Origin of the sequence: Burkholderia sp. BCC1208 (assembly GCF_902833095.1) — a bacterium.
Taxonomy (GTDB): domain Bacteria; phylum Pseudomonadota; class Gammaproteobacteria; order Burkholderiales; family Burkholderiaceae; genus Burkholderia.
In genome coordinates, this window is sequence record NZ_CADFDY010000001.1 from 264,950 (window position 1) to 288,545 (window position 23,596).

Annotated in this window: 15 protein-coding genes; 2 read left to right on the plus strand and 13 right to left on the minus strand. The window is 66.0% G+C overall.

Annotated elements, in window-relative coordinates; translation table 11 throughout:
• Positions 1-56 precede the first annotated feature (56 nt).
• The 4 genes from HWX09_RS01170 to HWX09_RS01185 all read right to left on the minus strand — a co-directional run bounded on the left by HWX09_RS01170 (position 57) and on the right by HWX09_RS01185 (position 7,233).
• Positions 57-569: a fimbrial protein gene (locus HWX09_RS01170; protein ID WP_027784404.1), complete on the minus strand. Its 513-nt coding sequence runs from the start codon at positions 567-569 to the stop codon at positions 57-59.
• 845 nt (positions 570-1,414) lie between these two features.
• The gene (locus HWX09_RS01175; protein WP_027784403.1) at positions 1,415-2,875 is read right to left on the minus strand and encodes an efflux transporter outer membrane subunit; all 1,461 of its coding nucleotides are present in this window, start codon (positions 2,873-2,875) and stop codon (positions 1,415-1,417) included.
• The gene (locus HWX09_RS01180; RefSeq protein WP_027784402.1) at positions 2,875-6,015 is read right to left on the minus strand and encodes a multidrug efflux RND transporter permease subunit; all 3,141 of its coding nucleotides are present in this window, start codon (positions 6,013-6,015) and stop codon (positions 2,875-2,877) included. Before HWX09_RS01180 ends, HWX09_RS01175 begins: the two co-directional genes overlap by 1 nt.
• Positions 6,016-6,030: 15 nt before the next feature.
• Positions 6,031-7,233 carry a MexX/AxyX family multidrug efflux RND transporter periplasmic adaptor subunit gene (locus HWX09_RS01185; RefSeq protein ID WP_027784401.1) on the minus strand — a complete coding sequence of 401 codons (1,203 nt, stop codon included), beginning with the start codon at positions 7,231-7,233 and terminating at the stop codon, positions 6,031-6,033.
• A 151-nt stretch (positions 7,234-7,384) separates the two neighbouring features.
• Here HWX09_RS01185 and HWX09_RS01190 point away from each other — a divergent pair, with 151 nt between their 5' ends.
• Both HWX09_RS01190 and HWX09_RS01195 read left to right on the plus strand, forming a co-directional pair.
• Positions 7,385-8,032: a TetR family transcriptional regulator gene (locus HWX09_RS01190; RefSeq protein ID WP_027784400.1), complete on the plus strand. Its 648-nt coding sequence runs from the start codon at positions 7,385-7,387 to the stop codon at positions 8,030-8,032.
• Positions 8,033-8,369: 337 nt separating this feature from the next.
• Positions 8,370-9,635: a M23 family metallopeptidase gene (locus HWX09_RS01195; protein ID WP_027784399.1), complete on the plus strand. Its 1,266-nt coding sequence runs from the start codon at positions 8,370-8,372 to the stop codon at positions 9,633-9,635.
• A 28-nt stretch (positions 9,636-9,663) separates the two neighbouring features.
• Here the strand turns inward: HWX09_RS01195 and HWX09_RS01200 are convergent, their stop codons facing one another.
• The 9 genes from HWX09_RS01200 to HWX09_RS01240 all read right to left on the minus strand — a co-directional run bounded on the left by HWX09_RS01200 (position 9,664) and on the right by HWX09_RS01240 (position 23,388).
• Positions 9,664-10,389, minus strand: a complete 726-nt coding sequence (locus tag HWX09_RS01200; protein ID WP_027784398.1) for an amino acid ABC transporter permease — start codon at positions 10,387-10,389, stop codon at positions 9,664-9,666.
• Positions 10,390-10,391: 2 nt separating this feature from the next.
• The gene (locus HWX09_RS01205; protein WP_027784397.1) at positions 10,392-11,114 is read right to left on the minus strand and encodes an amino acid ABC transporter permease; all 723 of its coding nucleotides are present in this window, start codon (positions 11,112-11,114) and stop codon (positions 10,392-10,394) included.
• A gap of 94 nt (positions 11,115-11,208) precedes the next feature.
• Positions 11,209-12,024: an ABC transporter substrate-binding protein gene (locus HWX09_RS01210; RefSeq protein WP_027784396.1), complete on the minus strand. Its 816-nt coding sequence runs from the start codon at positions 12,022-12,024 to the stop codon at positions 11,209-11,211.
• 213 nt (positions 12,025-12,237) lie between these two features.
• The gene (locus HWX09_RS01215) at positions 12,238-14,172 is read right to left on the minus strand and encodes a rhomboid family intramembrane serine protease (RefSeq protein WP_027784395.1); all 1,935 of its coding nucleotides are present in this window, start codon (positions 14,170-14,172) and stop codon (positions 12,238-12,240) included.
• Between the two features lie 358 nt (positions 14,173-14,530).
• Positions 14,531-15,835 carry an MFS family transporter gene (locus HWX09_RS01220; protein ID WP_027784394.1) on the minus strand — a complete coding sequence of 435 codons (1,305 nt, stop codon included), beginning with the start codon at positions 15,833-15,835 and terminating at the stop codon, positions 14,531-14,533.
• Between the two features lie 233 nt (positions 15,836-16,068).
• Entirely contained in the window at positions 16,069-17,748 is a 1,680-nt protein-coding gene (locus HWX09_RS01225) for a SpoVR family protein (protein WP_027784393.1), read from the minus strand.
• Positions 17,745-19,013, minus strand: coding sequence for a YeaH/YhbH family protein (locus HWX09_RS01230; RefSeq protein ID WP_027784392.1), 1,269 nt, complete (start codon positions 19,011-19,013; stop codon positions 17,745-17,747). The genes HWX09_RS01225 and HWX09_RS01230 overlap by 4 nt, the downstream gene beginning before the upstream one ends.
• Before the next feature lie 125 nt (positions 19,014-19,138).
• Positions 19,139-21,061: a PrkA family serine protein kinase gene (locus HWX09_RS01235; RefSeq protein WP_027784391.1), complete on the minus strand. Its 1,923-nt coding sequence runs from the start codon at positions 21,059-21,061 to the stop codon at positions 19,139-19,141.
• A gap of 557 nt (positions 21,062-21,618) precedes the next feature.
• Complete coding sequence (locus tag HWX09_RS01240; protein WP_027784390.1) at positions 21,619-23,388, minus strand: methyl-accepting chemotaxis protein; 1,770 nt, start codon at positions 23,386-23,388, stop codon at positions 21,619-21,621.
• Positions 23,389-23,596: the final 208 nt, after the last annotated feature.

Consider the following 23,596-nt stretch of genomic DNA (forward strand, 5'->3'; position numbering starts at 1 on the left):
AAAGGAAGGGAAAATGAACGAGGAAGGGTGCGTGCACCCTTCCCCGGTGCGGCGGCTTACTGGTAACGGACAGTGAAGTTCGCGACGCCGTCGGCGGTACCCGGCGTCACGCCGGCTGCCGTCGCTTCGTACATCGCCGCGAAGCGCGCGGTGTTCGTGCCGTTCTGCAGCAGCGTCGGCGCCTTCTGCTCGGCGCCGTTGTCGAGGTATTCGCCCGACGCGGCCTGCAGGCGGATGCCGACATTGCTTGCCGAACCGATCGTGGCGAGCAGCTTCGGCTGGCCGGCGCTCGACGTGCCCGTGAACGTGAAGTACGCGTTCTGCGCGATGCTGGTGTCGCAGTCGGTCAGCTTGATGTCGAACGACACCGGATCCGACTTGTCGCCGGCTTGCTTGAACTTGTTGGTGGGCACCTTGCCGAGCTGCACGGTCTGGTTGACCGAGTTCGAATCGATGCCGCATGCGCCCGCGACGATCTCGCCCGTGAAGTTGATCGTGCCGGTGCCCGCCGCGAAGGCCGAGGTGGACAGGGCCGCGAGTGCGACAGCGCTCAGGATGGATTTTTTCATGACGTTTCCCGTAAGGAGTGCAAATGGAATGGATGACGTGGCGGACACAAACGGCAGCGTGTGGTGGCTCCCGTCCGACACGAGGCGGCATTATCGAGATAACCGTGAAAGATTTCTGTAAATCATTGTCAAATGCATCTGACAATGTTCGATTTACCCCTCTAGAACCTCATTATTTCCTTTCCATTTTCAATTGCGAACTTTTTATCCGCAGTCCTTTTTGATTTTCAGGAACCGATTGAAGATTAAGGGAATTTCTTGCCGATAATCGTCTCCACCGTGCCCCTCTTTGTTGGCAGAGGCTTGCGCCAAACCTCCGCTCAAAGGACAAAACATTGTCCAGTACCGCCATCGTTGTCCGATCGCAACGCGGATATCGAATCATTTTCAACTGACAGGAAATTAACGACGGCATTTCACCAATACGGATTTATCGCGCAAACGATTGCGAAAAAATACAAACGTTTTACTGCGACACTTTGCCGCCACCATTGATTCCAATTCATTGATTAATTCGGTCGTCAATTACCGATCGGGAATCGCCCGCCTGCGCGGCCGCCGGAACACGCGTGGCATGCCGGATAGGATGAGATGGAAAAGGAAGAGACGCAGCACACGTGTGCGCCGCGGGCGACACGATTGGTCTATGGATGCGGGCGGCGGCGGAAGCAGCTCTTGCTCCTGCCTGGAGATGAAAGCGAAGCCTGGACCAGTGAAAGGAAGCGCCGATGAAGATCGGCAGTACCGCGGGCAGCGCGCCCTGCAGAAGCGGCGGCCGCACGTCGAATCGTACGGCCGCCGTCAGGTCGCCCGACACGCCGCGGTGTCAGGCGACCAATCGCACATCACGCGGAAGCCGCGGCCTCCGCCGATGCCGGCGCCCAGCCGCCGCCGAGCGCACGGTACAGCGCGATCGCGTTCGCGAGCCTGAGCTGCCTGAGCCGGATCAGCTCCTGCCCCGACTCGTACGTGCTGCGCTGCGCGTCGAGCAGTTCGAGATAGGTGGCGACGCCGCCCGCATAGCGACGCTCCGCGAGCTTCAGCCGCGCGCCGTCCGCCGCATACACGTCCTGCTGCGCGGCAAGCTGCCGGTCGATCCAGTCGCGCGCGGCGAACGCATCGGCCACTTCGCGAAACGCGGTCTGCACCGCCTTCTCGTATTCGGCGACCGCGATGTCCTTGCGCGCGTGCGCGACGTCGAGGTTCGCGCGATTGCGTCCGCCCGCGAAAATCGGCAGCGTGATACGCGGCGCGAACGTCCATACACTCGTGCCGGCCGCGAACAGGTTCGAGAACGCGTCGCTCACGGAACCGTAGTCGGTCGTCAACGCGATGCGCGGGAAGAACGCCGCGCGCGCCGCGCCGATGTTGGCGTTCGCAGCCTTCAGCCGCGCCTCGGCCTGCCGGATGTCCGGCCGCCGTTCGAGCAATTCGCTCGGTGCGCCCGGCGCCACGGGTGCGATCGACAGCGTGTCGAGCGCGGTCGCGTCGTCGGGCACGTTGCGCGCGAAATCGCCCGCCAGCAATTGCAGCGCCCGTACGGCCTGCGCATGCTCGCGCTGCAGCGCGGCCTGCGACGCGCGCGCGGACGCCACCAGCATCTCGGCCGAGCGCAGCTCGATCGCGTCGCTCGTGCCGGCGGCATAGCGGCGTTGCGTGAGCGCGGCCATCCGCTCGCGCGCATCGAGCGTGCGCTGCGCCAGCGCACGTTGCTCGTGCAGCGACCGCTCCGATACGTACGCGCCCGCCACTTCGGCGATCACGCCGATGCGGACCGTGCGCTGCGCGTCGGCCGTCGCGAAATATTCCGCGAGCGCCGCGTCGGACAGGTTGCGCACGCGGCCGAACAGGTCGAGCTCGTACGCGCTGACGCCGACGCCCGCGCGATACAGCCCGCTGATCGCGCTTTCGCGCACGACGGGATCGTACTGGCGCGCGCGCTCATACCCGAGCTGCGCATCGACCGACGGCATCAGGTCCGCGCGCTGCACGCCGTACAGCGCGCGCGCTTCCTCGAGCCGGCCGGCCGCGATCCGCAGGTCGCGGTTGTTCGCGAGCGCCGCGTCGATCCACGCCTGCAGCGCCGGATCGGTGAAATACACATGCCAGTCGTCGAGCAACGCGGCATCCTGCGCGGCGGCCGGTTCGGCCGCCGGCACGGTATTGCCGTCGCCCGGCGCATAGCTCGCCGGCACCGGCGCCGCCGGGCGCTCGTAACGCGGCGCGAGCGAGCACCCGGCGAGCGCGAGCGCGGCCGCCAGCACGACCTGAACCCGCCGCGCGGCGCGTACGTTCAGCGCAAACATCATGGTTGCGAACCCTCCATCGTCGCCGGCCGCGACCCGCCGCGCCGGCGCGGGCCGACGTCGAACAGGCGGCCGACGATCACGAAAAACAGCGGGACGAGAAACACCGCGAGCACAGTCGCCGTGATCACGCCGCCGAGCACGCCAGTGCCGATCGCCATCTGCGCGCCGGACGCGGCGCCCGACGCGAACGCGAGCGGCAGCACGCCGACGCCGAACGCGAGCGACGTCATCACGATCGGCCGCAGTCGCAGGCGCGCGGCCTCGAGCGCGGCGTCGACGAGCGACATGCGCTGCGCCACGAGATCCTTCGCGACTTCGACGATCAGGATCGCGTTCTTCGCGGACAGCCCGATCGTCGCGATCAGCCCCACCTTGAAATAGATGTCGTTCGGCATCCCGCGCAGCGTCACGCCGAGCACCGCGCCGATCACGCCGAGCGGGACGACCAGCATCACCGCGAACGGAATCGACCAGCTCTCGTAGAGCGCCGCGAGCGCGAGGAACACGACGAGCACCGACAGCGCGAACAGCATCGGCGCCTGCGCGCCCGACAGCCGCTCCTCGAACGACTGCCCCGACCACGCATGGCCGATGCCGGCCGGCAGCGTCGCGGCGATCCGCTCGATCGCGCTCATCGCCTCGCCGCTGCTGTGGCCCGCCGCGGCCGAGCCGTTGATCGTGAACGACGGATAGCCGTTGTAGCGCGTGAGCTGCGGCGGCCCGAGCGTCCAGTGCAGCGTCGTGAACGCCGCGAGCGGCACCATCTCGCCGCGCGCGTTGCGCACGCGCAGCTTCCTCACGTCGTCCGGATCGAGCCGGTGCAGCCCGTCGGCCTGCACCATCACGCGCCGCACCTGCGTGCCGTGCATGAAGTCGCCGATATAGTCCGAGCCGAACATCACCGCGAGCGTCGTGTTGATCTCGTCCATCGACACGCCGAGCGCGGACGCCTTCGCGCGATCGATGTCGAGCTTCAGTTGCGGTGCGTCCTGCGTGCCCGCGAACATCAGGTCGGTGAGCACGCGATCCTTGCCGCCCGCCGCGAGCAGTTGCTCGCGCGCGGCACTGAACGTCGCGTAGTCGAGCCCGCCGCGATTCTGCAGCCGGAAGTCGAAGCCGCTCGACGAACCGAGATCGGGCAGCGCCGGCGAGTTCATCGCGAACACCGTCGTGTTCGGCGTACCCGCGAAGCGCTCGTTGATGCGCGCGACGATCGACTGCACGTGATCGAGCGCGGCCTTGCGCTCCTTCCAGTTCTTCAGCGTGACGAAGATCATCCCGCCGTTCGGCCCTTCGCCGTACAGGTTGAAGCCGCCGAGCGCATACGTATAGGCGGCCGGCTCGTCGCGGCGGATGCTCGACTCGACCCGGCGCACGCTCTGCATCGTTTCCGCGAGCGGCGTGCCTTGCGGGCGAATCACCATCACCATGAAGTTGCCCTGGTCCTCGTCCGGCAGGAACGCGGTCGGCAACTGCGTGAGCATCAGCGCGGCGGCCGCGGTCAGCGCGCCGTACACGACGAGCCAGCGCAGCGGCTTCTTCAGCATCGTGCCGACCCGCGTCGCGTAGCGCTGCGTCGCGCGCGCGACGAAACGGTTGAACCAGCCGAAGAAGCCGCGCTTCTCGTGATGGCCGCCGGACACCGGCTTGAGCAGCGTCGCGCACAGCGCGGGCGTCAGCGACAACGCGAGGAAGGCCGAGAAGCCGATCGATACCGCGAGCGACAGCGCGAACTGCCGGTAGATGTTGCCCACCGCGCCGCCGAAGAACGCCATCGGCACGAATACCGACGTCAGCACCACGGTGATCCCGACGATCGCGCCGCTGATCTGCTTCATCGCCTTGACGGTCGCGTCGTAGGGCTGGAGCCCTTCCTCGACCATCAGCCGCTCGACGTTCTCGACGACGACGATCGCGTCGTCGACGAGGATGCCGATCGCGAGCACCATCCCGAACATCGTCAGCACGTTGATCGAAAAACCGGCCGCATACATCACGCCGAACGTGCCCGCGAGCGCGACCGGCACGACGAGCGTCGGAATCAGCGTCGCGCGCAGGTTCTGCATGAACAGGAACATCACGAGGAACACCAGCACGCCGGCCTCGATCAGCGTCGTGACGACCTTGTTCATCGACACGCGCACGAACGACGACGTCTCGTATGGGATCTGGTATTTCACGCCCGGCGGGAAGTACGCGGACAGCTCGTCCATCGTCGCGCGCACGCGCTTCTCGGTGGCCACCGCGTTCGAGCCAGGCGCCAGCTTGATGCCCATCCCGGTCGCGACCTTGCCGTTCACGTACGACGGATAGTTGTAGTCGTTGCCGCCGAATTCGACGCGCGCGACGTCGCGCAGGAACAGCGCGGAGCCGTCGGCCCGCGCGCGCAGCGCGATCGCACCGAAATCGGCCGGTGTCTTCAGCGGCGCGTCCGCGAATACGGTCGCCGCGATCGGCGCGCTGTCCGGCACCGCGCTGCGGCCGATGTCGCCGATGGTCACGCGCGCGTTGTGCGCCCGCACGGCCGACGCGATGTCCGATGCGGTGAGGCCGTGCCCGGCCAGCTTCACCGGGTCGGGCCAGATCCGCATCGCATATTCGGCGCCCCAGAACTGCACCTTGCCGATACCCTCGACGCGGCGCAGCGCCTGCACGACGTTCGCCGACGCGTATTCGCCGAGCTGCACGGCGCTCATCCGGCCATCGTCGGACGTCAGCGATACGACGAGCTGAATGTTGTCGGCGGCCTTCTCGACCTGGATGCCGTCGCGGCGTACGGGCTCGGGCAGGCGCGCATCGACCGTCTTCAGCCGGTTCTGCACTTCGACGGCCGCGAGATCGGCGTTCACGCCCTGCTTGAACGTCAGGTACAGCGACGCGGCCCCCGCGCTGCTCGTCGCGGACGTGTACAGCAATCCCGGCGCGCCGTTCATCTCGCGCTCGATCAGCGCGGTCACCGATTCCTCGACGACCTGCGCGGACGCGCCCGGGTACGTCGCATAAATGCTGACGACGGGCGGCGCGATGTCCGGGTACTGCGCCACGGGCAGCGCGCGGATCGCGAACAGGCCGCCCAGCATGATGAAGATGGCGATCACCCACGCGAAGACGGGGCGATCGATGAAGAAACGTGCCATGTTGGTTTGAACCGGTCAGGTTTGACGGGCGGCCGCCTGCGAAGCGGCCGCTGCCGGCGCCGCCTTCGACGGCGGCGCCTTCTCGACGGGCTTGACGACCGTATCGGGTGCGAACTGCGCGGCGTCGTCGACGATCACGCGCTCGCCGCCCGCGAGGCCGCGCGTGATGCGCCAGTCATGGCCGCTCATCCGGTCGGCCGTGACTTCGACGTCCTTGACCTTGCCGTTCGCGTCCACCACGCGCACCGACGTACGGTCGGTCGTGCGCAGCAGCGCGTCGCGCGGCACGAGGATCGCCCGCTGGTCGACCGCCGTGTCGAGTGCGATCCGCACATACGCGCCGGGCAGCAGCTCGCGCTCCGGGTTCGGGAACAGCGCGCGCATCGCGACGGTATCGGTGGTCGGATCGACCGCGAGATCGCTGAACAGCAGCTTGCCCTTCAGCGAATATGCGGTGCCGTCGGCACGCAGTAGCGTGACCGCGACGTCGTGCTGCGCGATGCCCGTCGCGCGCCCGCTCTTCACCGCGCGACGCAATGCGTCGACGTCGGCGGCCGGCTGCGAGAAGTTCACGTAGATCGGATCGAGCTGCTCGACGGTCGTGAGCGGCGTCGCCTGGTCCTGGCCGACGAGCGCGCCCTCGGTCACGAGCGCGCGCCGTGCGCGGCCCGCGATCGGCGCGGTGACGGTCGCGTAGTCGAGCTGCAGTTGGGCCCGCGCGAGTTCGGCCTTCGCCGATGCGACCTCGGCCTTCGCCTGCGCATCGGCCGCGACGGCCTCGGTGTGGTCGCGCTCGCTCACCGCGCGATCGCGCACGAGATCGTCGTAACGGCGGCGCTTGTCGACCGCCGCGAGCGCGGCGGCCTGCGCCTTCGCGAGCGCGCCCTGCGCGGCGTCGCGCGCGGCCTTCAGCGGCGCGGGATCGATGCGGAACAGCACCGCGCCCTGCTTCACTTCCTGGCCTTCCTCGTAAGTACGTGCGGTGACGATGCCCGCGACCCGCGCGCGGACCTCCGCCTGCCGGTATGCGTCGAGCCGGCCCGGCAGTTCGACGGTCATCGGCACGGCCGTCGGGCGTACCGTCACGACGGTGGCCTGCTTCGCGGTCTCGGGCGCCGCGCCCTTGTCGCTCTTTCCGCATCCGGCCACGGCCAGCAAGGCCGCGAGCGCGAACGGCGCCAGCCGCATGCGGCGCCACAGGGTGCGTTTGTTATTCATGTTCTGACCTCGGATCATGCGCCGCCGATACAATGCGGCGGCTCAGGGTGGCCGATTATAATCAGTCACGACTGATTAAATACATGCCGCTTCAATCCGGCCCCCGCATTGTCTCAATAAAACGACAGCGAACTGTAAGGAACTTCACGACATGGCCCGCAAGACCCGGGAAGAATCGCTCGCCATCAAGCACCGGATCCTCGACGCCGCCGAGCTCGTGCTGCTCGAGCGAGGCGTCGCGCAAACCGCGATGGCGGACCTCGCCGAGGCCGCCGGGATGTCGCGGGGCGCCGTCTACGGCCACTACCGCAACAAGATGGAAGTGTGTCTGGCGATGTGCGATCGCGCGTTCGCGCGCACCTCGGAAGGTTTCGATGCGGGCGACGGCCTGCCGCCGTTCGCGACGCTGCGGCGCGCCGCGTCGCACTACCTGCAGGAATGCGGCGAGCCGGGCCCCATGCAGCGCGTGCTCGTGATTCTCTATACGAAGTGCGAGCAGAGCGAGGAAAACGGCGCGCTGCAACGGCGCCGCATGCTGCTCGAGCTGCAGATGCTGCGCATCACCAAGGCGCTGCTGCGTCGCGCGATCGCGGCCGGCGAAGTCGCCGCCGATCTCGACGTGCATCTGGCCGCCGTCTATCTCGTGTCGCTGCTCGAAGGCGTGTTCGCGTCGATGATCTGGACCAACCGGCTGCGCGGCAACCTGTGGAACGACGCGGAGGCGATGCTCGACGCCGGTTTCGACGCCGTCCGCACCTCCGCCGCCCTGCGCCGACGCGCGCAAAAATTGCCGGCTTGACGAAAATCGTCGTAACAAATGCTGATTTAACCCAACTTACCGCACTGCGAAACGAATGAGCTGACCCCCTTTAAAATTTTTAACGTTTCGCGGAACATCGGTAGACTGACGCTGTCATCTTTCTTTAGCGTCTTCGTGATAACCGGGTTCGACCCGGTATGCACGCCGCCGTTCGAAGCGGGCCCGCCCCGCGCGTTGGGTCGAACGGAAACGACACAGGCCCCTGGCGGGGCCTGTTTTGTTGCACGCCCGCCGCCCGCCCCGTCGCCGTTCGACGATGTGCCGCCGGCGGCCCCCGCCCACACCCCTTTGAACCGCTTTCCTGGATGTGGACACCTTGGTCAAGTCTGTCGCAACCCCTGACGCCGTCGCGCCCGGTCGCGCGCAGCGCGCCGTGCGCGCGCTCGTGCCGGCCGCCGTGCTCGGCGCCCTCGCCGCATTCGGCCTCGCCGCCGCGCTGCCGGCCGTGTCGCAACTCCCGGGCGCCGTCGACTCGGGCACGGCCGCGCTGCCGCAGCGCGTGCTGTCCGATACGCCGTTTCCCACCGCGCAGCATTTCGTGGCGAGCGAGCTCGCCCGCACGATCGGCGAGCGCAACGAACACGTCGATCGCAGCGATCGCAGCCTGCAGCCGGGCCTGTTCGCGCCGCTCAGCGCGCATCGCAACGACATGCTCGGCTACGCGAGCCTGTTCCAGTTCGCGTCGCCCGAACACCAGCAAGGGATGCGCGCGGGCGACATCGACCTCACGCTGTCCGACACACTGAACCGTCTCGATGTGCCGCCCGAAGTGCGTATCCAGCTCGGCGATCTCGTCACCGGCAAGGTTGCGATGCGCGCGAGTGCGCAGCGCGGCGACTATTACCGCCTCGCGTTCGACACGAACGACGGCACGCCGCGCCTCACCGCGCTCGAGCTGCGCGTCGCCGGGCGCACGTTCGGCGCGATCTGGTTCCGCGCGCCGGGCGCCGAGCACGGTGCGTACTACACGCTCGACGGCTCGCCGCTCGAAGCCGCCGCGTTCACGATGCCGGTCAAGTGGACGCGCATCAGCTCGTTCTTCGGCGAGCGCATCCATCCGCTGTCGCAGGCGATGGCGTTCCATACGGGCGTCGATCTAGCCGCGCCGAGCGGCACGCCGGTCGATGCGGCGGCCGACGGCGTCGTGTCGTTCGTCGGCACGGATCCGGGCGGCTACGGTCGCTATGTGATCGTCGATCATGCGGACGGCTATTCGACTTACTACGCGCACCTGTCCGCGTTCGCTCACGGGCTCAAGACCGGCGAAACGGTGAAGCAAGGCCAGCGCATCGGCTCGGTCGGGATGACCGGCGCCGCAACGGGCCCGCACCTGCATTTCGAGGTGCGTGTCGCGAACGAGCCGGTCGACCCGCTCGTCACGCTCGCGAGCGCGCAGACGGCGCTGTCCGACATGCAGCTCACCGCGTTCCGCCAGGAAGCCGCTCAATGGCGCTTCCGCCTCGCGTCGATCAGTACGACGCCGTTCGCGTTCGCGCAGAACGACGGGCCGCTGTGGGGCGATTTCGCCACCGGTCCGTCGACGCTGCGCGCCGTCTTCGACACGCACTACTCGGCGTCGTGACGCACGCGCCGCGCGCGGCGGCGCACCGTCACCGCGCCGGTTCCGTGTACTCGACCGTCGCCTGCGCCGCGCGTTGCGCACGCGGGCGACGCGACAACAACCACCGCGCCGCGCCGTCGAGCGACGTGCACAGCACCAGATAGATCACCGCGACGAACAGGAAGATCGGCGCCGGATACACCATCAGCCGGTTGTTCACCTGCGTCGCGACGAACGACAGTTCCGGCACGCCGACGATATACGCGAGCGACGTGTCCTTCACGAGCGCGACCCACTGGTTGACGAACGAAGGCGTCATGATCCGGATCGCCTGCGGCAGCAGCACGTAGCGCACCGTCTGCCAGCGCGTGAGCCCGAGCGACAGCCCGGCCTGCCATTGCCCGTCGCCCGCCGCGACGATCCCCGCATGCACCGCATGCGCGAGATACGCGCCGCCGATCAGCGCCAGCGCGCACACGACCGTCGCGAGCCCCGGCACGTCCATGTGCAGTAGCACGGGCACCAGGAAATACGTCCAGAAAATCAGCATCAGCACCGGAATCGCGCGAAAGAAGCCGATGAACGCGAGCAGCAGCACGCGCGCCGGGCCGCGTGCAAGCGCCATCGCGACGCCGAGCGTCACGCCGAGCACGGCCGACGCGATCGCGGACGCGAGCGCCAGCAGCAGCGACAGCGCGGCGCCGCCGAGCGGGCCGTCCGGAAACGCGCCGACGAGCAGGTACGGCAAATTGGAGAGGAGCAGCGAAAGGTCCATCGTCAGCGCCCCGCTCCGAGCCGGTCGCGCCATTGCGTGGCCGCATACGCCCCGGCCTCGATCGCGGCCACCGCCGCGACGTACAGCAGTGTCGCGACGCCGAACGCGGCGAACGTCTTGAACGTTTCGGTCTCGACCTGCCGCGACGCATACGACAGCTCGGCGACGCCGATCGCCATCGCGAGCGACGAGTTCTTCACGAGATTCATGTATTGGCCGAACAGCGGCGGCAGTGCGATGCGCACGGCCTGCGGCAGCACCACGTAGCGCAGCGACTGCATCGGCGTGAGGCCGAGTGCGGCTGCCGCATCGTGTTGCGCACGTCGCACGCCGCGCAGGCCGGCTTCGCATTCCTCGGCGACGAAGGCAGCCGTATAGGCGCTCAAGCCGACCCAGCCCGCGACGAATTCGAACGACGGCCACGCGAGCGTGAAGGCGCCCGCGCTCACCGCATGGCGCGCGTTGAGCCACGCGATCCACGTATCGGGCAGCAACGACGCGACGCCGAAATACCAGAACAGCAACTGCACGAGCAGCGGCGTGTTGCGAAACGCGACGACGTATGCGGCGGCGACCGTGCACGGCGCCCTGCCGCGCGCATGCCGCATCACGGCGAGCACTAGCCCGCCAACGGTCGCGGCGACGGCCGACGCGGCCGCGAGGCCGAGTGTCAGCAGGAAGCCCTGCCAGAGCCAGGACAGATATTTGGGAGCCAAGCCGAGCATGCCGTGGCGTGCGTACGAAGCGCACGTTCTGATGAAAACGAAAAGCGCCGCACGGCCGATGTTCAGGCCGATCGCGGCGCACGTGCGGGACCGCTCAGGTCTTGTCGCCGATACGGAAAATGCGCGTGAGCGGCGTTTTCGTCGTCGGCCCGAACCATGCGTCGTAGATCTGCACGGCGCGACCGTTCGCCTCGAGCCCCTTCAGCGTGTCGTTGACGAAGCCGAGCAGGCGCGTCTCGCCCTTCGGCACGCCGACGCCCATGTAGTCGTTCGAGATCGTGAACGCCGGGATCTCGTAGTTCTGCTTGTCGGGCACGTTCGCGAGCAGGCCGATCAGCTTCGGGCCGTCCTGCGTGATCGCCTGCACGTTGCCGGCGCGCAGCGCGGCGAACGCGAACGGCGTGTCGTCGTACGCGACGATCGTCGCCTTGGGGAATTTCTCGCGCAGCGTGATCTCGTTGGTCGTGCCCTTGTCTGCGCCGACGCGCAGGCCATTCAGTTGGTCGGCCGATTTCAGCACGCCCTTCTTCGCGAGAAACTGCTGGCCCGACGAGAAATACGGAATGCTGAAGTCGACCTGCTTCGCGCGCTCATCGGTGATCGTGAAATTCGCGAGCACGAGGTCGACCTTGCCGGACGTCAGGAACGGGATGCGGTTCGCGGGGTTGGTCGGTTGCAGTTGCAGCTTCACGCCGAGCTTGTCGGCCAGCGCCTTCGCGTAATCGACGTCGAGACCGACGATACGGTTGCTTTTCGCGTCGACATAGCCGAACGGCGGGTTGCTGTCGAACGTCGCGACGCGCAGCACGCCGGCCTTCTTGATGTCGTCGAGACGGTCCGCATGCGCGACGGTGCCTGCGGTAACGAGCGCGACCCCGACGAGCCACGCAGCGAGCGTGTTGATTTTCATGAGCACGACCTGATTTGTTATGAAGGCCGCCGCGGATCGCGCGGCGGCCCGGTTCGAAAAACATCGCGACGGAGTGTGTCGTCGCGAAGCCGCTAACGTATCAGCGCGTGCGGCGAATCCGAACCAACAAATGGTGCTTTGCTCTGCGGGTTTCGTGATGAGGCACGGGACGCATTTGCCGCGCGCGTTCATCGCGCCGGGCCGCGCTCCCGGTCACTCGCCGCCGTCCTCCGTGCCGTCCGCGGCGGACACCGCACACAGGAATTCGCCGTCGCCATCGTCCCGCAGGTAGTCGAGCGAACGGTCCATGCTCAGGAACGACAGCGTGCCCGATGCGCCGAGGGCAAACAGCGTACGGCGATCCGGTGCGAAGATTGTTTGCGACACGCCGGCCGTGACCGGAAATTCGCCGACCGTGCGGCGCGTCGCGGTCTTGATCACGCGCAACGGCTTGCCGTCGTATCCGGTCACCGCGATCAGCGTGCCGTCGCCGTTGCCGTCGAAGCCGTGCATCGACGTCTGGCAGACCGGATAGCTGCCGCGCGCGGTGAGGCTCGACGCGTCGCGCCACTGCACCGCCGACGCGTTGTAGAACCACGTTCCCGCGCCGTTCGCGCCCGGCGTCGCCTGAATGAAATCCTGGTCGACCGGATAGGTCTGGACCGGCGCATTCGTCGCCGTATCGAACGCAACGATCGCGCTCTTCTGCATTGCGTATGCATACAGTCGCCGGCCATCGGGCGACAACCACATCGACAGCGCCCGGCCGAACTCGACGCCCGCCGCGTCGTGCTCGCCGAGCGGCAGCGTCGCGACGACCTGCGGCCAATGCGCGAGGCTGACGACGGAGATCGTGTCGTCCAGGCTGTTCAGCACGTAGAGCCTGTCGTTCGACGCGGACGCGACGATCGCGCGCGGAAACCGGCCAAGCGCCACGCCGTCGACGATCGCCCCGCTGTTCAGGTCGATGCGTACGAGCCCGTTCTCGCGCATCGACGCGACATAGGCGTAGCGCTCGTCCGGACTCACGTACACGCCGCTCGCGCCGCGCCCGCGGCACATATTGCCCGGGCAGCCGTCGAGCCCCGTCTTGAACGGCTCGCCCGCGATCGTGCGCACGACCGCGCGTCGGTCGACGTCGACGACGACGAGCGTGTTCGCGTCGATGTCGGTCACGTACAGGCGCTTGCCGGTTGCGCCGAGCACCATCGCGTACGGCGACTTGCCGACCGGCACGACCGTGCCGGCGGCCTGCTCGGCCGACACCGGCGCGGGACGATGCTGCTCGTCGTCGCGGATCTGCGCGTCGATCGCGGCCGCCTGCCGTTTCGCCTGACGCTGTGCGGCATCGTGCGCCATCTCTCGATCCATCTCGACGCGCCATGCCTGCAATTCCTCGCTGCCGGCCCGCTGCGCGGCGAACAGCATCGCGACGCTGCCGAGCACCGCGAGCACGAGCGGCACGACGACACCGCCGCGGACCTGCCCCGACCGGCCGGCCCCGTAGATCAGCCAGCCGGCGACGAAGCCGGCGATCACGCCGCCGAGATGCGCGGCCTGGTCGATGCCGCCGATGAAGAAGCCCGACAGCAGATTGATCGCGATCACCTGCCCGACCGCGCCGAGGTTGATCACGACCGGCGCGTCGTTCCCGCCTTCGCGCGCGCGGCGCAACGCGAAGGCCGCGGCCGCACCGGCCAGCCCCATCAGCGCGCCCGACGCGCCGACGCTCACGACCGGCTTGATGCCGCTCGTCTGAAGCGCGACGCCGAACGCGAGGCTGGCGCCGCCGACCTCGTGATAACCGTGCCACAGCGCGCTCAGCAACGAGCCGCCGAGTGCGGACAGCAAGTATGCGACGCCGAATCGCAACGTTCCGCCGACGCGTTCGAGCACGGTGCCGAGCACGACGAGCATGTACAGGTTCAGCGCGAGATGCATCCAGCCGCCATGCAGGAACGCACTGGTCAGCAGCCGCCACGGCTGCCCGGTGAGTGTATAGGGCGCGAAGTTCGCGCCCCAGTCGAGCAGTAGCCCGTTCGATAGCGGGCCATACGACGCTTGCCGCCACATCAGCAGGAAGACGACCGCATTGACGACGGCCAGCAGAATCGTCAGCCACGGCATCGGATGTCGTTGTTCTCTCATGGGGATCTTGGTATGGGTTGCCGCGCGCAAGCCGCGCGAGCGCCATTATATTTCGCGTCCCGTCACGAGAACGTGGCGACACCAGCCGACGGAGCCGGGATAAAAAAACGCCCGCTGCACGCAGCGGGCGCGAATCCCAGTCAAGGAGGTGTCACACGAACTACACAGCCAGATTAAGGACATCGCGCGCCGCGGACAACGAATCGATTTCCATATCGATATGACGCGGCATGCTCACGCCGCACGCCTCGGGCGAACGGCGGATGCCGCCGCGCGCGTCATCGCACGCCGCAAAAAAAACGTCCCGCCAACCGGCGGGACGTTCGTCATCGTGCAGGTACGCGCGACGCGCGGCCGATCACGGCTCGTGGCGCAGATACCCTTCCTTGCTCGGATCGCGCATCCGCCACGACACGATCAGCGAGATCGCGCACAGCACGGTCACGTACCAGTAGAAGGTTTCCTCGCTGCCGATCGACTTGAACCACAGCGCGACGTACTCGGCCGAGCCGCCGAAGATCGCGTTCGCCACCGCGTACGACAGGCCCACGCCCATCGCGCGCACTTCCGGCGGGAACATCTCGGCCTTGATGAGGCCGCTGATCGACGTGTAGAAGCTGACGATCGCCAGCGCAACCGTGATCAGCACGAACGCGGCCACGGGGCTCGTCACGTCCTTCAGCGCATGCATCAGCGGCACCGTGCCGATCACCGCGAACGAACCGAACAGGATCATCGACGTGCGGCGGCCGATCTTGTCCGACAGCGCGCCGAACACCGGCTGCATCAGCATGTAGACGAGCAGCGCGACGGTCATCACGTTGCTGGCCGTCTTCGCCTGCATGCCGGCCGTGTTCACGAGGTACTTCTGCATGTACGTCGTGAACGTGTAGAAGATCAGCGAGCCGCCGGCCGTGAAGCCGACCACCGTGAAGAACGCGCCCTTGTGCTGCCACACGCCGCGGATCGTGCCGGCATCCTTCTTGTCGCGCGATGCACTCGTCGACGTCTCGTCGAGCGACTTTCGCAGGTACAGCGAGATCAGCGCGGCCGCCGCGCCGACCACGAACGGAACGCGCCAGCCCCACGCTTTCAGCTCGGCGGTCGACAGCGTCTGCTGCAGGATCACGAGCACCAGCAGCGCGCACAGCTGGCCGCCGATCAGCGTCACGTACTGGAACGACGCGAAGAAGCCGCGACGGCCCTTCAGCGCCACTTCACTCATGTAGGTCGCGCTCGTACCGTACTCGCCGCCCACCGACAGGCCCTGGAACAGGCGCGCGACCAGCAGCAGCGCCGGCGCGAGCGCGCCGATCTGCGCATAGGTCGGCAGCACCGCGATCACGAGCGAGCCGCCGCACATCATCAGCACCGAGATCATCATCGCCGCGCGACGGCCGTGACGGTCGGCGATGCGGCCGAACAGCCAGCCGCCGATCGGCCGCATCAGGAAGCCGGCCGCGAACACGCCGGCCGTGTTCAGCAGCTGCGTCGTCGTGTTGCCGCTCGGGAAGAAAGCCGGCGCGAAGTACAGCGCGCAGAACGAGTAGATGTAGAAGTCGAACCACTCGACGAGGTTGCCCGATGAGGCGCCGACGATGGCGAACACGCGCCGCCGGGTATCTTGCGCGGACAGCGCAGCTTGGTCGGTCTGGACGTCCATGGATTGGTCTGTTCCTTTTAGTACTTTCTGGGCGAGACGGCTGGGGCCGCCGCGTGCGGTCGCACGTGGCACCGGTTCCGGTGCTTGGCGCTACGGGATTTTAGCGAAATGTAAAGTAACAAGCGCTCCGGGTTCGTCCGGATGTAGAAAATTTTTCTCCCGCTAGGCGTTCGTCATATGAAAACGCCAGCCCCCAGGCTGGCGTCCGATGCAAACATTTCGACCGCGACCGATCACACGCGCACTTCCGGCGGCACGTAGCGGCACTCGTAGCGCTTGCGCACGGTGCCGGCCTCGTCGACGCTTTCCAGATACACGTCGAACTGCCAGAGCCGCGCCATGTGCTTGAGCACTTCCTCGCTGTCGTTCGACAGGTGGCGGTTGTCGGTCATGAAGTGACGCAGCGTGAGGCTGCGGTCGCCGCGCGTGTTGACGGCCCAGACCTGGATGTTCGGCTCGCGGTGATGGATGTCGTACTGCCGCGACAACGCCTGCCGCACGTACTGGTAGCCGGATTCGTCGTGGATCGCCGATACCTCGAGCGAATCGCGCATGTCGTCGTCGAGCACCGAGAAGAGCCGCATCTCGCGAATCAGGTTCGGCGACAGATACTGCGCGATGAAGCTCTCGTCTTTGAAGTTGCGCATCGCGTAGTGCATCGCCGGCAGCCACGGCGTGCCCGCGATCTCCGGAAACCACTTGTAGTCCTCCTCCGTCGGCGCCTCGCAGATCCTTCGGATGTCGCTCATCATCGAGAACCCGAGCGCATACGGGTTGATCCCGCTGTAGTACGGCTTCGTGACGGGCGGCTGGTAGACCACGTTGCTGTGCGAATGCAGGAACTCCATCATGAAGCCGTCTTCCAGCTTCCCCTGGTTGTACAGCGTGTTGAGCAGCGTGTAGTGCCAGAACGTCGCCCAGCCTTCGTTCATCACCTGCGTCTGCCGCTGCGGGTAGAAATACTGGCCGATCTTGCGCACGATGCGGATCACTTCCCGCTCCCACGGTTCGAGCAGCGGCGCATTCTTCTCCGCGAAATACAGCAGGTTCTCCTGCGGCTCGGGCGGATAGCGGTCTTCCTGCTCCTCCGTCAGCTCGGGCTTCTTGCCCGGCAGCGTGCGCCACAGTTCGTTGACCTGCGACTGCAGGTACGCCTCGCGCTCGCGCCGCAGCGCCGCTTCCTTCGACAGCGACGGTTTCTGCGGCCGCTTGTAACGGTCGACGCCGTAGTTCATCAGCGCATGGCACGAGTCGAGCAGTTCCTCGACGCGATCGAGGCCGTAGCGCTCCTCGCATTCCGCGACGTAGTTCTTCGCGTACACGAGATAGTCGATGATCGCGTGCGCGTCGGTCCACAGCCGGAACAGGTAGTTGCCCTTGAAGAACGAGTTGTGCCCGTACGCCGCGTGCGCGATGACGAGCGCCTGCATCGTCATCGTGTTCTCTTCCATCAGATACGCGATGCACGGGTTCGAATTGATGACGATTTCGTAGGCCAGGCCCATCTGGCCGCGGCGGTAGCTCTTTTCGGTCGCGAGGAAGTGCTTGCCGAACGACCAGTGACGGTAGTTGACGGGCATCCCGACCGACGCATACGCATCCATCATCTGCTCGGCGCTGATCAGTTCGAGCTGGATCGGGTAGATGTCGAGCTCGTATTGTTCGGCGACCTGCGAGATGTGCGTGTCGTATTCCTCGAGCAATTCGAACGTCCAGTCGGACGGGCACGGCAGCGGCTTGCGTTCGGCAACGTTCATACGCGCTTCCTTTTGCCCGGAACCGGGCAAGTCGGCGGCCGGCGGCGGCGTCTCGGCCTGCACGCGTTGCTGCGGTGCGGCAGGGCCGGCCGTGTCGTCGCCGGAAGGACGCGGCTCGTAGCCGCGCGACTCGTTGTGCAGATGGCGGGTCGTCATGACATTTCCACCTGCTTTTCGAACAATTCGCGAAACACCGGGTAAATGTCCGCAGCCGATTCCACTTTTTTCATCGCGAGATGCGGTTGCGACAGGGCCAGTTGCGCGTATTCCAGCCACAGGTTCTGCTCTTCCGGCGCGACCTGGATATACGCGAAGTAACGCGTCTGAGTGAGGATATCCTCTTCCAGGATTTTGCGACACTTGGGCGAATCGTCAGTCCAGTTGTCGCCGTCGGACGCCTGCGCGCCGTAGATGTTCCACTCGGTCGGCGAGTAGCGTTCGCTCATCACCTTGCGCATCAGTTCGAGCGCGCTCGACACGACCGTGCCGCCGCTTTCGGTCGAATGGAAGAAGGTATCTTCGTCGACTTCCTCGGCGCGCGTGTGGTGACGGATGAACACCACTTCGATGCGCTCGTAGTTACGCTTGAGGAACAGGTAAAGCAGGATGAAGAAGCGCTTCGCGAGATCCTTGCGCTGCTCGTCCATCGAGCCCGACACGTCCATCAGGCAGAACATCACGGCCTGGCTCGACGGTTGCGGCTGCTTCACGCGGTTGACGTAGCGCAGATCGAACGGATCGATGAACGGAATCCGCCAGATGCGCCCTTTCAGGTGATGAATCTCGGCCTCGAGCGTCGCGATTTCCGCGCGACGGTCTTCGGGGTCGCTCTTCAGCGCCTCGAGCTGCGCCTCGAGCTCGCGCAGCTCGTTGACGAGCGGCGAGCCGAGCGCGATGCGCCGGCCGAGCGCGCTGCGCAGCGAACGTACGACGTCGATGTTGTTCGGCGTGCCTTCCGCCGACCAGCCCGCGCGCACGTTCTTCCAGCTCGGCACCGTCAGCAGGTGCGTCTTCACGAGGCGCGGTAGCTCGAGATCGTCGAAGAAGTACTGCATGAACTCGTCGCGCGACAGCTCGAACACGAAATCGTCCTGCCCTTCGCCCTCGTTGCTCGCCTGACTGCCGCCGCCGCCCGAGCCGCCCTGCGGACGCGGAATCTTGTCGCCGCGCACGTAGTCCTCGTTGCCGGGGTGCACGTATTCACGACGCCCGCCCGGCGCGTGCCGGAAATTCGGCTCCGCGATGTCCTTGCGCGGGATCGTGATGCTCTGCGTGCTCTGGATATCCTTGATGCTACGGTCGCGCACCGCGTCGGACACGGCACGACGAATGTAGTTCTTGACGCGACGCAGAAAGCGTTCGCGATTGGCGATGCTCTTGTTCTTGCCGGCCAGCCTGCGGTCGATGATTTGATGAAGCACTCCCGGTCTCCCGCTCGAAAGTCGATCTGCCGGGGCACTCGCCGCGCATGCCGTCTGCCGTCATGCGGGCGGCGCCTCTGAAAGCGCCCGTACGGACTCGCCGTCCGGGCGCGATACCGCGCGTGTCATGACGACTTGCGCACGCGCAGGTACCAGTCGCAAAGCAGCCTCACCTGCTTCGGCGTATAGCCCTTCGCGACCATCCGGTTCACAAAGTCCTCATGCTTGCGCTGCTCCTCCGCCGAACCCTTGGCGTTGAACGAAATCACCGGCAACAGTTCCTCGGTGTTCGAGAACATCTTCTTCTCGATCACGACACGCAACTTCTCGTAGCTCGTCCACACGGGGTTCTTGCCGGCGTTCGCCGCCCGTGCGCGCAACACGAAATTCACGATCTCGTTGCGGAAATCCTTCGGATTGCTGATCCCGGCCGGCTTTTCGATCTTCTCCAGCTCCGCGTTCAGCGCGGCGCGGTCGAAGCTCTCGCCCGTGTCGTGGTCGCGGAATTCCTGATCCTGGATCCAGAAGTCCGCATACGTGACGTAGCGATCGAAGATGTTCTGGCCGTATTCCGAATACGATTCGAGATACGCCGTCTGGATCTCCTTGCCGATGAACTCCGCGTAGCGCGACGCGAGCACGTCCTTCACGAAAGACAGGTACTTCTGCTCGGTCTCCGGCGGGAACTGCTCGCGTTCGATCTGCTGTTCGAGCACGTACATCAGATGCACCGGGTTGGCCGCGACCTCGCTCGTATCGAAGTTGAACACGCGCGACAGGATCTTGAACGCGAAGCGCGTCGATACGCCGGTCATCCCTTCGTCGACGCCCGCGTAGTCGCGATACTCCTGGTACGACTTCGCCTTCGGATCGGTGTCCTTCAGGTTTTCGCCGTCGTACACCTGCATCTTCGAGAACAGGCTCGAATTCTCCGGCTCGTGCAGGCGCGACAGCACCGAGAACTGCGACATCATCTTCAGCGTGCCCGGCGCGCACACGGCTTCGGCCAGCGACGAATTGCGGATCAGCTTCTCGTAGATCTTGATCTCTTCCGACACGCGCAGGCAGTACGGCACCTTCACGACGAAGATCCGGTCGAGCAGTGCCTCGTTGTTGCGGTTGTTGCGGAAGGCCTTCCACTCCGATTCGTTCGAGTGGGCAAGAATCACGCCGTCGAACGGAATCGCGCCGAACCCTTCGGTGCCCTTGAAGTTGCCTTCCTGCGTGGCGGTCAGCAGCGGGTGCAGCACCTTGATCGGCGCCTTGAACATTTCGACGAATTCGAGCAGGCCCTGGTTCGCGAGGCACAGGCCGCCCGAGTAGCTGTATGCGTCGGCATCGTCCTGCGCGTACTGTTCGAGCTTGCGGATATCGACCTTGCCGACCAGCGACGAGATGTCCTGATTGTTCTCGTCGCCCGGCTCCGTCTTCGCGATGCCGACCTGCCGCAGGATCGACGGATAGCGTCGCACCACGCGGAACTGGCGGATGTCGCCGTTGTATTCGTGCAGGCGCTTGACGGCCCACGGACTCAGGATGCTTTTCAGGTAGCGGCGTGGAATGCCGTACTGTTCCTCGAGGATCGGACCATCCTCGTCGTAGTCGAACAGCCCGAGCGGCGATTCGTTGACGGGCGAGCCCTTCAGCGCATAGAACGGCACGCGCTCCATCAGTTGCTTCAGACGCTCGGCGATCGACGACTTGCCGCCGCCCACCGGGCCCAGCAGATAGAGGATCTGCTTCTTCTCTTCAAGACCTTGCGCAGCGTGGCGGAAATACGCGACCACCTGCTCGATCACCTCCTCCATTCCGTAGAACTCACGGAATGCCGGATACACCTTGATGACCTTGTTCGCGAAGATCCGCGACAGGCGCGGGTCGTTGCGGGTATCGATCTGTTCAGGTTCCCCGATTGCTTCCAGCATGCGTTCACCCGCCGTCGCATACGCGGATGGATCGTTCTTGCAGAGCGCGAGATACTCCTCCAGCGAGAGCTCTTCCTCTCGCGTTTTTTCGAAGCGGTTCGCGAAGCTGCTGTAAATATCCATGCTACCTCCCTCGCCTGAGTCTGAAGACGTGCCTGCCTTCGTACGACTGCGCAGAAGCAAGCGCGTTCGAATTCATCCTAAACCCTTTCTTATTTTTTTTCACGAACTCTTCGTATGAAGTTCGTCATTCTCGACAACACCGCTTGGACAACGCATTTCGTCGTTTTACAATTGACCTCCCGAGCCGCAGAAACTGCATCCGCCGCGTCTCGTCGAACATCGAAACGGCTCGTGCGTTGGACACCTCCGACGTCGCCACTTCCCCCCTTCATCCCTATACGTTCGAGCGGCCGCGTGCGATGACACGCCGCGCGCACCGTTACAAATTTTTTTCGCAGTCCCTTACGGACATACCCGTACGACGAACGCGGGAACATGACGCGCACGCAGCGCATCCGCGCGAATTCGTCGGTGCGAGACGCGCGATGCGCGATGCACGTGCCGATGCCCGATCGATCGTCCGTGCTGTCACATTCGGCTGTCGCAGAAACGACGACGCCCGCGGATCGCGGGCGTCGTTCGTCACCAAATGGGGATAGATACGCGGCGCGCGCGGATCAGAACGTCTCCCAGTCGTCGCCGCCGGCGGTCGCGGCTGCCGGCGCGGGTGCGGACGCAGCCGATGCGGCGGCAGGCTTGCGCGCCGGCATCGCGGCGGCCGCGCGTTTCGGCGCGGCATCGCGTTCGATGCGCGCGGCAGTCTGTACCGGCGCAGCCGCCGGCGCGGAAGGCGCACGCGGCGTGTGCCGCGCCACCGCAACGGCGGTGCCCGCGGGCGCCGCTTCGTCGTCGAGCTGGAATACCGCCGCCGTTTCGCGCAGGCGGGCCGCCTGTTCCTCGAGCGACTGCGCGGCGGCCGCGGCTTCCTCGACGAGCGCCGCATTCTGCTGCGTGACCTCGTCCATCTGCGCGACCGCGCGCGCCACCTGGTCGATCCCGCCGCTCTGCTCCTCGGACGCCGCCGCGATCTCGCCCATGATGTCCGTCACGCGCTGGACCGCGCCGATCACGTCGTTCATCGTGCGCCCGGCTTCGTCGACCAGCGTCGAGCCGGTCCGGATCCGCTCCACCGACGCGTCGATCAGCGCCTTGATTTCCTTCGCCGCGCTCGACGAACGCTGCGCGAGGCTGCGCACTTCGCCGGCGACGACCGCGAAGCCGCGGCCTTCCTCGCCCGCCCGCGCGGCTTCGACGGCCGCATTCAGCGCAAGAATGTTGGTCTGGAACGCGATTCCCTCGATGATCGCGATGATGTCCGCGATTTTCGCCGAGCTGTCGTTGATTTCGCCCATCGTGCCGACCACCTGGCCCACCACCGTATTTCCCTTGTTTGCAATGTCGGACGCATTCGCGGCCAGCGAGCTGGCCTGGCGCGCATTGTCCGCATTCTGCTTCACGGTGCCGGTCAGCTGCTCCATGCTCGACGCGGTTTCCTGCAGCGCGGCGGCCTGTTCCTCGGTACGCGACGACAGGTCGATGTTGCCGGCCGCGATCTGGCGGGCCGCGGTCGCGATCGACTCGCTGCCGCCGCGCACGGTGCGCACCGTGTCGACGAGCCCGCGCTGCATCCTCGCGAGGCCTTCCAGCAACCGCCCCATCTCGTCACGCCGGTCAACGACGATCGGCCGGCGCAGGTCGCCCGCGGCGATCGCGTCGAAATGTGACAGCGCATCGGTAATCGGGCGGCCGATCGCGCGGCTCAGCGTCAGCCACGACAGCACCGCGGCGGCAACGCCAGCCAGCAGCACGACGATCAACAGCACGCGTAACGTGTCGAACATCGATTCCGCGCGATTGAAGCTCGCCTGCGCATCGGTGAACTGGAAGTTGCGCAGCGCTTCGCCGGCCACGGCCAGCTCGTTGTAGCGCACTTGAAGCTGCTTTGCGCCGTCGCCGATCCGGTCATGATCGCCCGTGCCGATCGCACTCGCGAACGCGTCGCAGGTGTCCTGCAGCACCTTGCGCCGGGCGGCGACGTCCTGGGCGAGCCGGTCCTCATCGGCGCCGCTCGGCAGCGCGAGGTACTTCTGCCACCACGCGTCGGACTGCGTGCGCATCGTGCGGCTGCGCTCGACGGCGACCGCCGCGTCGGGCGTGCCGGCCAGCAGCGCCGCGCGGTCGAGCGCGAGGCGTTCGCGCGCGGCGAACATTTCCGCGACCGACACGTCGACCGCGCTCGGCATCTGGTTCGTGAAAATCTCGCGCGTCGAATCGTTCGAACGCGTCATCCCGTACAGACCGAGCACGCCGGTGACACCCAGCAGTACCGCCAGAAACGCCATCGTCAAACCGATGCGCGCACGAATCGTCAGGTTCCTGAACACCATCATCCATCCTGTATTGCGTCGTCATGAACGGGCCCGGCCCGTTGGCTCGAAGCATTGCTTCACTTGGTGCATTTACGACCGTGCGGCGCATAACTTGATGGGTTTCGCGTCATTATTTCGAATTATTTGTCTGTTTATTACAAATCGCTGAATAATTGACGCAATTCGGGCCAGGACGGAGAACAAGAGAAAGGCCGCCGACGCACGG